A 15,552-nucleotide genomic window follows, 5' to 3' on the forward strand; every position below is an offset into this window, starting at 1 on the left:
ATTTAGGACCAGTCAGGGAGCATATATCCCCCAAAAATTGAGACCTGCTATCATCATCATTTTGCCGTCATTATAGGTCTCTTTAACTACTAATCGCAGGTATCGGTATGAGTCGGCCTGATCGATAGCAAATTCATAACCTGAAGTATAATATCTGTCGTCACCTTCCGGAATGGGGTCTGTTGCGAGTTTGAGCAAATTGCCACCAGAATTAAGTATCTTACAATCTGCTATTTTCGTCCATGTGCCATCTCCTTTCCAGGTATCAAGGCCACCTGCTTCGGTCCAACTCGTCCAGTATGCAAGATTTGCTGCCTTGCCGCCTATTTCAGTTAGCGGTTTCGGGGAGTTGGAACCCCATATTTCAAAGTCGACAGGCATCGGTGCGTAACCATTTCCGGCTGGTCTGGTCCTTGAATAGAAATGCATTCTGGTATATACGGCCTTTACTCCCATATCCATCGTAACATAGAGCGGGTAGGGTATAGCATCGGTAGAGCCTGCTACATACCACCCAAGATTTGTACTTTCGCCCGGACTCCAGTATTGCCCACCGGTATTTGTCGGCCCGTTACCGTTAAGCGCAATCGTGAAATCCCTATTGGCAGCCGTAAAGGCAAGGTCTCCGCGCCATGTGCAATTTGGATCCCCATTCGCAAGAGCTGCAGTAGTTACATTGCCATCCAAAATTGACCACACATAAGTGTCATCTTCTCTTTTGCTGATTATTTTCACTTCACCGGCAACAGGTTCTACTAAATCAATGGTTCCATCAATAAAAACGGTTTCGCCGTAATATAGTTTCACTGCTACTCCGTTGGCAGCAGCGGCATCTGCAGGGATGGTTACCGTAATTAAGGTTGCCGTGGCGGAAACGATCGTGCCTTCCTTATCGCCGAATAGTACTTTGGTAATCATACCAAGCCTGGTACCTTCAATGATGATATCTTTCCCGATCGTACCTTGTGCGGGAACGGTCGCTGTGGGTACCGGCATCACCAGTTTAACCTGTTTTTCGATAAAATAGGTATCGCTGTAATACAACTTCACGGCCACTTCGTCGGCAGCAACGGCACCGGTTGGGATGGTTACCGTAATCCTGGTTGCCGTAGCGGAAACGATGGTACCTTCCTTGTCGCCAAACATTATTCTGGTGATCATATCAAGCTTTACACCTTCAATGTCAATGTCATCACCTATGATACCCTGTACGGGAACTGTCGCTTTGGGAATGAAATCCTGCGACAATGTAAAAGCAGTTTGTTTGTATGTTCCTGTCAGATCAAATGTAAGCTCTGCTGTGCGAAATTCACTATCGTTAGGTTCAACGGTTAATACCACACTGTTATCCGTTTTCGAGCCTTCCTTAACTTTAAGCCAGCTTTCTGTTTGAGGTATGTCGACAGTCCATGCTCCGGAAGCAACCACCTCCACCGATATTTCTTCTCCTTCCGGTATTACATCAACTGTTCCTTCCCTGTTGATAATTATATACCAATCCAGACAAGCCTGTTCAATTTTCAGGCTTGGCGAAATTTTGCCATCTTCGGTCTGCACATATATCATTGCATCGCGAATTTCTTCCGAATTATTGGGCTCTACTGTAATATTCACGCTTCCATTACCTTTGCCTGAAGAAGCGCTTAAACTTACCCAATCATGTAATGTGAATATTTTCCATTTGGTATTGGAAGAAATTTCAATCGTTTTTGTTTCTCCCTCCTGTTTAAAAAGTTGCTTGGTTGTCGGAGCTATCGATAACTCATCATAGGGATTGGAAAGTTCATCTTCACTATCTTTACAACCTGCAAAAACAGCGCAAATCACCGCTAAACTTAAAAAAAATATTTTTCTATTCACGATATTTATTTTTTATTGTTGAATGATAAATAAGAGTCCGGTTAAAATTGTTATTCATCGATTTATTGATACGCTATTATCAATCATGAGGTTGAGGATTTGGATTGGAATTCTTCTCGTAAACCTTGAAATCGCACATCCAAATGGATTCATTTTTCAGCAGCGAACTCTGTCCTACCGGATTATTATTCAGGTTGCCGCCTGCCAAACTGCGGTAGATACCCCATTTGCTTCGTATATTCGTAGCACCTATTCTCCACATATCAATATTTTCACGTTGGTAATTTATCAAAACCTTGCCGTCTCTGATGCGTGTAATAACGATGCCATAATATCCATTGTGGGTATAGTGTACTTCTTGTACTACCTGCACCCATTCGCCTTCAAATTCTGAGAGCGGAATATTGTCCACCAAAGTACCCAGGCCGGTACTTGCTCCATCAACAGCGTGGATCACCTGTATTCTTTTGTTTCCTCCACTGCTGTTAGCACGCGGAGTAATGGTGATAACCGGAGCGCCGTTGTTGGGGGATTCCTGAGCCTTGAGTTGGTGGATATGGCAAAAGCTGCCGGTTGGCTGAAAACCTACCGGTATTTTAAATTTCCATTCCATTATTTGCCACTCGTCCCAGTTGCCGTTCAGCTTTGCCCAGGTAGCACTTGTTTGCGATTTCATTTCATTACGCTGACGGTCAAAGGTGCCGCAACGATCGCTGTCAATGACCGGCGTAATATGAATGTCGAAACGCATTACCGGTTTGTTCAGCGTAGCGTCGTTTTCGATTGCAAGATGCACTCCGTCCCTATGGCCGCCCAATCCGTCGCAATTGGGATATTCGGAGTAATCGAATCCGATACCTCTTAACCAATTATTGTGCAACTGCGAGTTTGTTGACCCGATAAGCGTCGCCGCCGGTTCAATGACACCCATCAAAGTATAACCGTTCGCTTCCGGGCTGCCATCGCCATTTTCATCACCCTCCTGCTTAAAGGCTAATGTAACAGCAGTGGGTTCGCTATCCTGCCTGAAAGTAATGGTTGCTGTACGCACACTGCGCGAAGTGTTTTTCCCGACACTGAGAATTATACTGTTGCCGGTTTTTTCCTTTTCGGTGATCCATGTCGGAACAGTTACATTCCACGGTTTTGAAGCCGTAACGTTTACAGAAAAGTCCTGCGCTTCGAAGGAAACAGTTTTTTCTGTTGGGTCAATAGTCAACGGACTGATATAACCATCCTGTGTTAATGTAAACTCAGCCTGTTTATCGGTATCCGTTAAATTAAAGACAACAATAGATGTACGTTCGGTTTCTGACGTATTTTCGGCAATGCTTAAAATTACGGTTGATAAAGTTTGCGTCCTTACGGAAATCCAACTTTTATCGGCTTCTGGAATCTGTACGTTAAATTTTCCGGATGCCGTTACAACAACATTTGTCTCGCTTTTTGTAAATTGCGCCATCGCCGATTCTGGTTTTATAGAAATAGACGACGATTCCGTTGGTGGTCCTTCCGGCTCTTCCGGTTTTTCAGGACCGGTATTTGGACTTTCTTTGCAACCGGAAAAAACCGCGACTAACAATAAAAATAAAAAAAATGCCTTTCTATCCATCACACAATTGATAATTAATGGTTAGTTTTTGAAAAAAGGTTATCCGTTTTCGAACGGATAACCTTTAAAAATGATATTAATTGTCATAGTACAAACCAAGATGTGTTAAACCTGTATTATTGGTTCCGTTGGTTTTAGTTACTACCCACCTGATATATTTTGTTGTAACAGGTGTATTGAACGTATGAGTACGAAGTTGTGCAATTCCATTTCCGGGATCAAACGGTGTAGATTCTCCGGCACTAAGAATTTTTGACCAAACGTTGTTGTCATCGCTCACCTCGATGGTGTATTGTTGCACCGCACTGGTGCCTTCGCGCGGTATAAACTCTATTCTGTTAAATGTTACATATCCGCCCGGTTGAGTGCTGAAACCCGTAGTTTCGCTGAAATTCAACATGATCCATGGAGGTTGGGAATTTCCTGTCGTGCTAGGACCTGTTGGCGAAAGTTCACCCGGTTTGGCAGAGGAATTAACTTGCCAGTAGGTACGACCGGTAGCACAATTAGCCGTGGTAGGACCGGTATAAATAGCCTCAAACGGCGTTTCGCCAAATAAAGCATAACAGGCTAAGCTTGTAGTGCCATCGATTACTCCGTCGCACGCATTAGCGGCTTGTCGCCCGCCACCGCCATTACCCTGGCTACTTTGTGTTATCCTGGGGGTGGCGGGGGTAAGATTAGAATTTGCATAGAGGGCCAGATTTTTTGTAAACAGGATATTTCCGATCTCTACTTCAGTTCCATTGTCGTACTGAAGTACCAGGTCAAGCAATCCTGCCTCGGTTGGGGGGAGGGTAACACTCATATGAGAATCTGTTCTACCATCATCAATATCGGCCTCAATATCACCAATCATCACGTAATCAACTAAATCCAGGAACTCGCCTTCTAAAGTAATCGTTTTAGTTAAACCTGGGTATAAGTGCACAACCCTGGAGAAAGATGTTGCTTCCGGTATGGCAAAGATCTTCATTGTGCCTGCACTGAAAGATTCTGACCCGTACACTATTTTTACATCGATCGCGTTGCCTCGTTCCGCAGTTTTAGGAATCAATACATCCATTCTGGTGTTGGTTTTTGTAAGCGGGTCAATTATTCCCTGCGTTTCGCCGAACCAAACTTCTGAAACAATCCTGAGCGGAACGCCGGTAATCCTGACTGATCTTCCTAATTGACCTTCTTTTGGGAGCTGGTTAATACGTGGCTGGGTTAAAAATGCCTGATTGACAGTAACCTCTGCTTTCAGGTCTGTATCGTGCAAATAAAATGTAAGGTCTGTTTCACGATCCGAATCAGTCGCATTCATTGCAACGTCAAAATAAGCCCGTCTGCCGAGATACTTGCTTGTCTTGATCCAAACAGTATCTTCATTCAGCACTATATCACCAACAGACCACTCTCCCGATGCAGTTACTATGATTGAATAATCACCTCCCAGCGGATCAATTTCAGTTCTTCCGCTTACATTGAGAAGTATATTCGGCATCAGTCCTAATTGCGTTACCTGCACCGTATGTGAAATATTACCGTTTTCGGTTGCTATCGTAATTGTAGCTTCGCGTACATCCTCGCCAGTATTGGCGTTTGTCGCTTCTACTTTTACACTGTTACTGCCAAGTCCGGATGCAGGTTCAATAGTTAACCAATCTACATTGGAGGTCACAGTCCAACTGGTATTGGAAATAACAGGGATATATTCATAGCTGCCTTCCTGCTGATACATGTGGATGACTTTATTATCCATTTCAATATTCATTGTCGGCGCATCTGTTTCAGATGAGTCTTTGTTGCAATTAGTACAAAATGCTATCACAAAAACTAAACTTAAGAAAAATATTATTTTATGCATGATCATTTAAATTAATTATTATTAATAAGTAACGGTCATCCCTCATCGTCGTCATCCTCATTATCAACTCCGACATTTACCGTAACGGCCTTTATTTCACCCGAAGGGATAGAGGCATAGATAGTAGCTGTACCCTTATTATTAAAAACGATCCATCCATGTTCCATTACAGATGCAACTTCCGGATTTGTCGACCACCATGTAACTTCAGTTTGGGTCGTATTAGCAGGATAAAGTACATAATCGATCTTTTGCATTTCCTTACAACCATTCCAATCTCTTGTAATGTCATATGTGCTCAAGGTTATGTCATCCACTGGGACCCAAGGTCTTACCCATACGTAAATATTGGTGGCATCGTTTTTGGAAGCTACGGTAATAGTCGCAAAACCTTCTCCAACTGCTTTTATTAATCCGCTTTGTGTTACGGATGCAACTTCCGGCTCAAGACTTGTAAATACATACGTATTTAACCCGGGGCTTACATTTACTTGTTTCATGCTGTGGCTACCTGCGTTTTCGCCAATAAACAGGTCAACACTAGTAAATTCAACAAATGGCGTATCAGTAATGTTAAAATCATCGTACTCACAGCTGAACATCGCCACTGTTATGGCAATCATAGCCATAACGTTTAAAAGCTTAATATTATTTCTTGTTTTCATATTGTTTACTTTTATGGTTATCCGTAAGTCTTCTTAATTTTAAATAATTGTGGCTTAAGATGAATTGCGGATATACATATTTACTTTTTATTTAAGTCTTCAGTATAGTCCAATCTGAGTTCTTCCCATATACGTCTTGGTGTGAGAATTGTACTGCCAAATTCTACAAAATCGTAACACAAGCGAAATACATGATATTTAAATCCCCAGTCGTCTGTAACTAATTCATAGGAATTCAAATAACGGCTTTCACTGTTGAACACGTCATTATCGATCTGTGTTAACTGAATACCTTCAATATGGTCTTCGCGCCAATGAGTAAGCGTTATCTTGTGCATGTTCGTAGGCGTCTTTACCATCATGACTTCGCCATCGACTTCCACTTCTTCTTCAAATTCTATTTTTTCGTCTTCTATCTTGATGTTGATACACCATCTGGGATAAAAAACTGCGGGATCAGCATCGGCATCAACCGCTACCTTAGTGGAACCGAACATTCTTAATTCATTGTGCGAAACAACCCAGATTGTTTTACTTGCTAAAAGTTGTGTAAGGCTTGGCTTTATTACACCCGGATCACCGTTTAACCAATTTGTCATTTGATTATAAATAGCCGCTGATGATGTCCAACTTCCGCGTTGAGAATAAGAGGGAGCCGATAGTGTGTTTCCGTTTGCGGATGTATACGACCATTCGTTTTTCCTCTCCACGCGATAAAACACAGTGCTTTTTTCGGGATTCATTTCGTAAGCGGAGCAGCGCACCACCCTGAAAGGAATAATGTACACGCTGTCGGGTGATAGACCGTCGGCGTTTATCCAGATCGGCATAATTCCATCACGTTTACCCGCCGGAATAGTGATCTTCATTTCAGGTATTTTGTACCTGTTTTTCGGGAGAAAACGGTAATACTTGTCCGCATCTGTCTCATTGTTATACAGATTGTACTGATTCAGCATATCCGCATCTTCCGTTAAAGTGATAACAATAGGTTCCGTTGTGGGTGAAGTGCCGCCCACATTGGCCGAAATGAAACCTCTTACAAATCCGTCCTCATCTTTGTTATTTGAATTAAGGTCGAGAATCTGGTTGAAAAAATTACTTTCCCCTTCGCTTTTTATGGCAACAACAGCCTTATATTGCTCCCTTTCAAAAAGCTCGTCGCGATTGCAGGCACATAGTACAATCAAAAGTACTGCAACTATGCTTGTGTTTATTTTTATATATTTCATGTGAATATAATTTATTTTAATGGTCATATGGAACCCTCATTTTATATTAACTTCCTTGCGGTCGTTGAGCTCCGGTTCATTTTCTTTAGCGAGCTTCGCTCATGAGGGTTTCATATTATTATCTGATTATTGGATCCTTGAATTTTTTACCATCCAGGGTTTTGGTCGAATTTTTGCAAACGTTTCGTTTCGATATTGGGCAATGGCAGGAAAATCATTTTTCTATCCACAACCCTTCTGACGATACGCGTAGTTGATGGTACTGTCCTTTGAAAGTATATCTCCCTGTTACCGTTCGTATTCATACCCGTAATAGGTATGCTTTCGGTAGCGTAATAGTCACCCCACCTGCGGACGTCGAAATAACGGCGGTTTTCGCATAAAAATTCAATCATACATTCGTTTTTTATTTTTTCATATACATATGATGGACTTTCAAGATCAGCTTCGTTCAAACCGGGTAATCCGGCACGATAGCGTACCGCGTTGAATGCACGCCTGATATGGTTTTTATCACGTGTGAACGTTTCTTTCTTTCCGTCCATTTCTATTTCATAGCTGCCATCTATTTGGTTTAATGCCTCGGCATACCCCAACAATATTTCAGCATAACGAATTATCGGGTACGGTTTATTGAAACGGCTGGCGCCGGCGCCTATCCATGCGTCACTTGGATGAACCCATTTCTTTAATACATAGCCTGTTATCGGATATCTTTCGGGGTTTGTCGCCACTCCTTCTTTTCCATCAGGTGAATCAACATAATAATGGGCAATATAATCATATATACCAACCTGAGAGGACGATCTGTTTTCCCAGAAACATCCGCTAAAACCGATAGAAGCATAAAAACGGGCCTCCCTGTTGACATACATATTGTTTACGCCGCCATACAAGCGATACTGAAGAAAAGGATTCATATATTCAATAGGATTACCATTTTCGTCGTCTTCAATCATTAAAAACTCTGTTTCATTGTATGGATATTCGTTGCTTGAGTCGTAAATAGAACGCCCGTCAACCATCGAATACGCGTCAATAATTTTTTGGGTAATGCCTAATCCGCTGGAACCGTTAACCGTAAACGGAAAAGCGGTTTGTGTGGAGTTGAGCATGGCCCTGGACTGGCACGCCCATATAAATTCCGGATTCGAGGTCATCACTGCTTCCCCATTGAACATTGTTACATAAGAATGATAGGGGCAAATACCGTGGGCGCCACCTTCAACCCCTTCGGCAAATGGATCATCATTCCAATCATTATAATAATTGGGGTCGCTCGTAACATTTTGCGGCAGCCCGAAACCCTGATGATCATACAAATCATATTTATGCAGTTTGTAATATTTTACTCCTGGTATATCCTCCATGTATATTACCCTTTTGCAGGCAGCCGCTGCTACAGCCCATCGACGCGGGTCGTAGGTTTGCTGAATGTAATGCTGGTCATCATAGCTACGCCTCCATGAACCGAAATTCAGCCGTGCTGATGTTCCTCCATTGAATTGCTCGCTGGCATGTTGCAGTCTCAAACGTGCAACAAGAGCATAAGCGGCGCCCCTGGTAGGACGACCGTAGTCAATAATTGCATGTTTTATCGGTAAATTTTTTGCTGCTTCTTCAAATTGTCCACAAACGTATTCGACACAATCGTCGTAAAGATCGCGTGGTTTGTCGTAAAACTCAACCTGCTCGTTGTTGGCTACCACCTCGTCGCCTACATTAATAAACGGTCCGTAGTTCATCAATATAAGATAATACGCATAGGCACGAATGAATTTTGTGTATCCTAAAATACGCGGAAAATCAGTGTCGGGCAAACAGTCAACACATTCACCCATACGCTGAAGTACGGTATTGCACTGTCTGATAGCCTGATACCATGTATGCCAATTATTGAAATTTCCAAGGTTGGTTGAACTTATATTTCCCATAACATAACCCATCCCTTGATAAGTACTTTCGGAAAGTAAGGTAAAAGCTTCGTCGGTAGCCATAGGTCCGGGTGTATAACCGCCTGTAAATATAGCGCCTTCGTCGCCGGGCAAATAATTTGTCGCCCCCCACATATAGGCTTCAAGATAACGCAATTGTTTAAATACAGAATCAAGTTGCAATTGTTTATCTACATAGCCTTCGATGCTCAAATAATCACATGACGAATATGTTACCGCAATAGTGATAACCATCCATGCCAAAAAAGTCTTGAAAAACTTTATTTTCATTTTAATAATTATTATAAGTTAATATACAACTGGAATGAATAAGTTGTCGGGATAGGGTATACCGCCCCGAGTCTGTTTGCCTGTTCGGGGTCGAATATTTTCACTTTATCCCATACATAAAGGTTGTTGCCAACCACCTGGAAATCTATTGAACCAATGCCGATTCGTTTCAGGAAATCGTTTTTCAGGTTGTAATTGATAGTTACTTCCTGCAAGCGCAGGTATTGAGCATTATCTTTCCAGAAATCCGAAAGCTGATCATTATTACTGTTGTTACCCCATTGCAAACGAGGCAATTTAGCATTTGGATTTTCGGCTATAACCCCTGTCCCTTCAAATAAACCGGGGTTTTCGTCTATATACCATTTAGGTATCCAACGTGAGTTAGGATCTTTGAACTGTTCAAGTACATTGCCTAACCTGTTTCCGTTGAAAGGTATATAGCCAGTGTTGTTGCGATAATAGTCCATTTTACCGGTTCCTCTGAACAAGACGCCAATTGAAAGCGATTTATAATTGAAAGAAGCGCCAAAACCGTAAGAAAACAGCGGAAACATTTGATTGTACGAAATAGGTACCTGATCTTCAGGGTCAATAACGCCATCGCCATTAACATCCTTATATTTTAAGTCGCCCGGCATGGGGGTACTCCATGTCTGTCTCGGGCTTGCATCGATATCGTCCTGATTTTTAAAGAACCCGAGACTGTGATAGCCAAATACTACATTATTTGGCTGATTTATTCTATCCTTATAGGGATACCTCTCGTAATTAGATTCAAAATTGGTAATTTTGTTTTTCGAGAAAGTATAATTACCCCGCACAGTTATGCTCATATCCTTTTTTATATCATAAGTATACGAAGCGCTGCCGTCGGTACCCCATGAAACCATACCTCCCGTGTTACCCCATGGGCTGCTGATAAGCCCGACATAATCGGGAACTTGTACGCGCTGTTGAAATATACCGTCGCGTTTGTCGTGAAAAACATCTATCGTGATTGATGCATTGTTCTTAAATAGCTGTATATCAAAACCTAAATTGGATTTATATGCTTTTTCCCACTCCAGATTATCAGCTCCTACTTTAACAATATTGATTGTATTTACACTCGACATTCCGCCCCACAATGTTTTTGAGCCACTCTGCACAGTACTCAGATAGGGAAAGCGGCTACCGCCGATGCGGTCGTTACCTACGGTACCATACGATCCACGTATCTTGAAAAGAGTGATCCATGGTAAATTATCCTTCACGATGTCATAATTGGAAGGTATCCAACCTAAGGCTATTGAAGGAAAAAAGCCATACTGTTTACCTGGCATAAAGTTTTCGGTGCCTGTTAAACCAAAGTTCAGGTCAATCATATAAGTATCAGCATAACCGTAGCCTATGCGCCCCGTTAAGCGGACATATCGCTTTGGGATTTGAGCGAATGTCAGACCTAAACCTGCCATTTCGCTATCAGTCCACTGATCAGTTGACATATTATCATTGAGATGCAAATATGCTAATCCGCCAATACGATGAACAGAATTGAAAACACGGTCGTAGTTGATAGCCGTTTCAAATGTAAAACTCCTGTATGTCGATTCATTTTGCATGGAATAAAATTCTGAAGTTTCAGGGGGGCTTATTTCTCTTGTTACCAGTTGTCCCCAGATATTCCGGTTTTGAGCTAAATACAGTCCCGGCATCTGTGCACGCACTTCGGTATATCCACCATTACGATCGTACGAACCAAGAAATCGCATTTTCAGACCTTCCGTGATAAAAGAAAAATCCTGTTCCAATGCCATTGAAAATTTAGCTTTGTAGCTTGTTATTTTCGACTTTCCGGTATGGTTAAGCAATACATAAGGAGATATTTCCCCAGCCGTGGCTGCCGGCAATTGACCGTTGGAATATTTTATGGGAAACAATACCGGGGTTATGGATGACTGCATCCTCCAGATATCGTTGGTTGTGTTGGGTCGTCCCGGGCGGTTGTTAACTGACAGATACGCGTCCGAATTGAACTTTAGTACAGTAGTTTTTGACAAGTTGATATCCAGATTCAAACGGAACGAATATGTATTGTAACCTACATTCTGAGTGTAGTAATTTCCTTTTTCTATTTTATAGGCTCCGCCTTCGTTGGTACCGCCAAGGCTTACAAAATAACGCGCTACATCGCCACCACCGCGGCCGCTGGCATAATATGTCTGCCTGAATGAGATAGGACGTATGATTTCATCCTGCCAGTCGATATCAGGGAAAAAATCAGGATCCAATCCCCCACCTCTGAAGATTTCCAATTCTATGTCTTTATACATAAGGGGTTCGCCTCGTATGGCGCGTGCTTCGTTAGTAAGCACAGCATAGTCATATGCACGCAGATAGTCGGGCAAGCGCTTGATATGCGATATTGTATAGTTCACACGGGCGGTGATTGATAATCTTCCCGATTCGCCGCGCTTAGTTGTGACAAGCACCACTCCGTTAGCGCCCCGCACTCCGTAAACCGCTGTTGCCGAAGCATCTTTAAGAATAGAAAAACTTTCTACATCGGCAGGGTCGATGGAGTTTAGGTCGCCTTCCAAACCGTCAATCAAAACTAATGCGCTGGAATTTGCTCCAAACGTACCTATACCACGCACCCAAAACTCTGCGAGGTTCTGCCCCGGTTCTCCACTGGCTTGCATGGTTATCAGACCGGCAACCCTGCCGCCAAGTAAGTTGCTTATAGAAGGCGAGGGAACCTGAAGTTCCTTGGCGTCAACTGATGTGACAGCCGCAAGTGTCGAAATTCGACGTTGTGTTCCGACGCCGGTTACAACAACTTCTTCCATTTGCTCGGAACTTTCTGTAAGAGAAACTTTCAGATTGCTTTGTTCTCCGGCAATCAAAAATTCGTAAGTTTCAAAACCCATAAATGAAAATACCAACCATTCACCCATATAGGCAACTATACTGAATTTACCGTTTACATCGGATGTAGAGCCTGCCATCCTGCCCTTAATGGATATAGATACCCCGGGTAAGGTTTCGCCGGTTGTAGCTTCATACACGGTACCTTGTATTGTAAGAGGCGTAGCACTGTTTTGCTGAGCCTCCAACGAATAACATACCAAACTTAACGCTAACAGCACCAATGCAAATTTGTATTTTAATATTTTTATCATATTATTTTAATTTATTATCATAATATTTATGATTATTCTACTGCAATTCTGCGAATTCTATGGTTCGCATTATCAGCTACATATAGAATGTTGCCTTCTCTGTTTGATACAATGCCGTGAGGTGCATTAAATGTTGCATCTTCTTTTGCCCCGTCTTTTGCACCACTTATACCGGGTATGCCGATGAGTGTAGACACCATTATAGGATCAGTCGTTGTATCCACTTTACGTATGGTGTGTGTGCCTCTGTCTCCCAGATAAAAAACGCCATTAGCATCGAAACTCAGTTGCCTCGGATTGTTTATCTGCGCAACTGATATCGGACCGTCCCGATGCCCTGCACCATTGTCCAACCGTATTTGTAAAGACGACATGACATCCTCAAGCCCACCGGGGGCAGGGTATGTCTCCAGGTCATATTTCTCACTCCACCTCAGATTGTCTCTAATGTCCACAGTGATGAGGCGGTGTTGAAAAGCACCGGCAGCCTGGCCACCTCCGGTACCTCCATCAGTAGAGTATGCCATCCACAATTCCCACCTCATGTCGGTTTCGGTAAAGATGTTGATACGATTTCCATTTTCGTCGCGATCTGTATAGGTATTAAAGCCCATTCCATAAACAACACCCTGAGGAGTCATACCAATGATTGTTGCCGTCCAGTCTTCGGGGTTGATTTTTACTATTTGACCTGAGGTATATCGCGTGTACAAATAACCGTCCCATTCGCAATATACTATGTTATAGTGTCCATAGTTGATCGGGTGGCTGTTATAATTATAAAATTGAGGCATTGGGAATCCGTTATCGTCCCACTGTTTGATGAACTTTACTTCCATAGTAAAATCATCGTTCGGATTAATAAATATATGACGGTCTCTATCACTCTCGCCGCCCAACATCATCTGTCCGGTTAGCGGGTGCAGATTGGGAACGCCACGATGGTTATAACCCTGATCCACATGCGCTACCACCTTTACGCTGTTTTGTTCTTCGCTAATCAGCAACAACCCGGAGCTTCCTGCCGGAGTATCGCCAACACCGCAATAAATATTGTAATCATAGTCAACACCAATATACGTCGGACCCGACAAAAGGAGATCGCTCAATTTTCCCGTACCGTATTCATTTCTATTTGTTCCGTTACCGGCAAGGGTAATAACCGATGCGCTTACCTTGTAACTGAATAAACCGGGCGCTTTGGCTTTTGGCTTGTCACCTACTTGTACAAAAACTTCTGCTTCGCCGTCTCCATTAGGTAAAGGAATACGATTTACCAATACCAATATAGTAGGAACACCGTCAGTAGCTCCCACTCCTAATATCTCGGCTTCTGTATCATTAAAGAAAACTTTAATAGCAGACTTGTCACTACCAAAATTACTCCCTTTAATCAATACATAATCTCTTACCCGCCCTTCTTTCGGTTCGAAAGAAGCAACCGTAACGGCTTTTTGGGGATCGTGCTTCGACACGTCATCCTTATCTTTGTTGCATGACACTATAATCAGTGTCGTCGAAAATAGCACTAAAAGGCTTAATGTTTTGAAATTTAGACGCCTCATCTTTTTAGTTTTTAAAATTTAAATGAAATAATTACTGCTGTTGTGTTAATTTTTAAAATGTTTTTTTGATCATATATAAAATCTGTTGGTTGAAGCTCTTAATTATTGAATTACATGAAACTTATTTAAACTCATCAATGGATTAAATACATCACCGTTTTTTATCTATTAAAATATGCGAATCAAGAGTTAAAAATGAAAATGGCTGCTATCTTATTAAACACGTACACAACCAGTTCTTTTGAAAACTTTACTTTCCAGGCATTTTGAATTCGGTTTTTTTCTAATAAAAAGCTTCATCATATTTTTCGTTTTTATTTGGTTCACAGAGGTATTTATTTGATATTCTTTTTGTTTTATCCGGTTTAACCGGACTGTATGGATATCGAATGATTCTGATTTACATTTGGCGGTCCATATTAACACCTATACCCATAGTTTTTTCCGATAACTTTTGATGATACTCAGAAATTTGAATTATGTAAAACATTGATCACATATCTATTAATATTGTAAGACAAGCAGAATTTATTATCGCATACTATGTATATGCTGGCAAATTAAAATTAGAATCACATCATTAAATATCACAATTGTCCCAAAAACTTGTAATTTTATCCCAATGCTACAAGTGGCTGTTAATTAGAGATTTTTATGTTGGATTGTCACGAAATGAGATTTATTTTATCCTCAATTATAGTAGGAGTCCTGCCGGATTTTATATGGATGCAATCCCAAGCCTTCAGGGAAAATAGAATTACGGTTCTGAAATTCTCAGTTTTTCCGTATCTTCTTCCGGTTGTTTTAGTTCCTGAATAGAGGAGCCGTTTTGCTCTTTCTATTCAATAGTATTTATGATTATCCGTAAGTGCCTGTCAAATATCCTAATAGCTTCTGTTGTTTTTTAGAGTATCCTGTGTTTTATCTGAATTGAATCTTTTTTTATCCGCCGTGTTCTGAAACCTGAATAATCGGTTAGAGGAATGGAGTTGGATTTTTTTAGGAGTTGTTCAAAAAATCATATTCAAGCGGAAATGCAAATTCCGCTTAACACTAAGTTCGGTTTTATTTAGTGCGTTGTATAGAAAAGGTACATACAACGCACTAAATAATTGTATCATAAAAATGATGGATTGCCCGGAATAAGATAGTTTGGATCATTGTGAAGATGGGAAAGCCGGTAATTGCCGGCCTCATTTCTACAAAGGTCGCGGATATAAATATACAACGGAGAAATGATCAGATGTGAGATCAGGAGAAATTCGCAGGATAGTATTGGAGATGTATCCGGAAATTTAAGAATCTGTTCAATACAACGCATTTAAGTAATACCAATAAATTAATGTCGCATATAATAAACGTAATCAGTTTAATAAA

At 41.6% G+C, this 15,552-nt stretch carries 8 protein-coding genes; all 8 read right to left on the reverse strand.

The annotated features are described in order from the left end of the window. Positions 1–12 precede the first annotated feature (12 nt). The 8 genes from LBQ60_12165 to LBQ60_12200 all read right to left on the reverse strand — a co-directional run bounded on the left by LBQ60_12165 (position 13) and on the right by LBQ60_12200 (position 14,175). Positions 13–1,860 carry a hypothetical protein gene (locus LBQ60_12165; protein MDR2038669.1) on the reverse strand — a complete coding sequence of 616 codons (1,848 nt, stop codon included), beginning with the start codon at positions 1,858–1,860 and terminating at the stop codon, positions 13–15. Positions 1,861–1,939: 79 nt separating this feature from the next. Continuing rightward, on the reverse strand, positions 1,940–3,472 hold the full coding sequence (locus LBQ60_12170; protein MDR2038670.1) for a hypothetical protein: 1,533 nt from the start codon (positions 3,470–3,472) through the stop codon (positions 1,940–1,942). Between the two features lie 76 nt (positions 3,473–3,548). Continuing rightward, on the reverse strand, positions 3,549–5,324 hold the full coding sequence (locus tag LBQ60_12175; GenBank protein ID MDR2038671.1) for a discoidin domain-containing protein: 1,776 nt from the start codon (positions 5,322–5,324) through the stop codon (positions 3,549–3,551). 35 nt (positions 5,325–5,359) lie between these two features. Then, positions 5,360–5,989, reverse strand: coding sequence for an Ig-like domain-containing protein (locus LBQ60_12180; protein ID MDR2038672.1), 630 nt, complete (start codon positions 5,987–5,989; stop codon positions 5,360–5,362). Positions 5,990–6,069: 80 nt separating this feature from the next. Then, positions 6,070–7,221, reverse strand: coding sequence for a DUF1735 domain-containing protein (locus LBQ60_12185; GenBank protein MDR2038673.1), 1,152 nt, complete (start codon positions 7,219–7,221; stop codon positions 6,070–6,072). A gap of 146 nt (positions 7,222–7,367) precedes the next feature. Further along, positions 7,368–9,446: a RagB/SusD family nutrient uptake outer membrane protein gene (locus LBQ60_12190; protein MDR2038674.1), complete on the reverse strand. Its 2,079-nt coding sequence runs from the start codon at positions 9,444–9,446 to the stop codon at positions 7,368–7,370. 11 nt (positions 9,447–9,457) lie between these two features. Then, complete coding sequence (locus tag LBQ60_12195) at positions 9,458–12,610, reverse strand: TonB-dependent receptor (protein ID MDR2038675.1); 3,153 nt, start codon at positions 12,608–12,610, stop codon at positions 9,458–9,460. Between the two features lie 32 nt (positions 12,611–12,642). Then, positions 12,643–14,175, reverse strand: coding sequence for an IPT/TIG domain-containing protein (locus LBQ60_12200; protein MDR2038676.1), 1,533 nt, complete (start codon positions 14,173–14,175; stop codon positions 12,643–12,645). Positions 14,176–15,552: the final 1,377 nt, after the last annotated feature.

The sequence above is a fragment of the Bacteroidales bacterium genome, assembly GCA_031275285.1.
Taxonomy (GTDB): Bacteria; Bacteroidota; Bacteroidia; order Bacteroidales; family UBA4181; genus JAIRLS01.

What these genes read in the sequence shown, in the direction of transcription:
- LBQ60_12170 (MDR2038670.1), bottom strand. Translation starts at nt 3,472, where the DNA reads ATGGATAGAAAGGCATTTTTTTTATTTTTATTGTTAGTCGCGGTTTTT.
- LBQ60_12175 (MDR2038671.1), bottom strand. Translation starts at nt 5,324, where the DNA reads ATGCATAAAATAATATTTTTCTTAAGTTTAGTTTTTGTGATAGCATTT.
- LBQ60_12180 (MDR2038672.1), bottom strand. Translation starts at nt 5,989, where the DNA reads ATGAAAACAAGAAATAATATTAAGCTTTTAAACGTTATGGCTATGATT.
- LBQ60_12185 (MDR2038673.1), bottom strand. Translation starts at nt 7,221, where the DNA reads ATGAAATATATAAAAATAAACACAAGCATAGTTGCAGTACTTTTGATT.
- LBQ60_12190 (MDR2038674.1), bottom strand. Translation starts at nt 9,446, where the DNA reads ATGAAAATAAAGTTTTTCAAGACTTTTTTGGCATGGATGGTTATCACT.
- LBQ60_12195 (MDR2038675.1), bottom strand. Translation starts at nt 12,610, where the DNA reads ATGATAAAAATATTAAAATACAAATTTGCATTGGTGCTGTTAGCGTTA.
- LBQ60_12200 (MDR2038676.1), bottom strand. Translation starts at nt 14,175, where the DNA reads ATGAGGCGTCTAAATTTCAAAACATTAAGCCTTTTAGTGCTATTTTCG.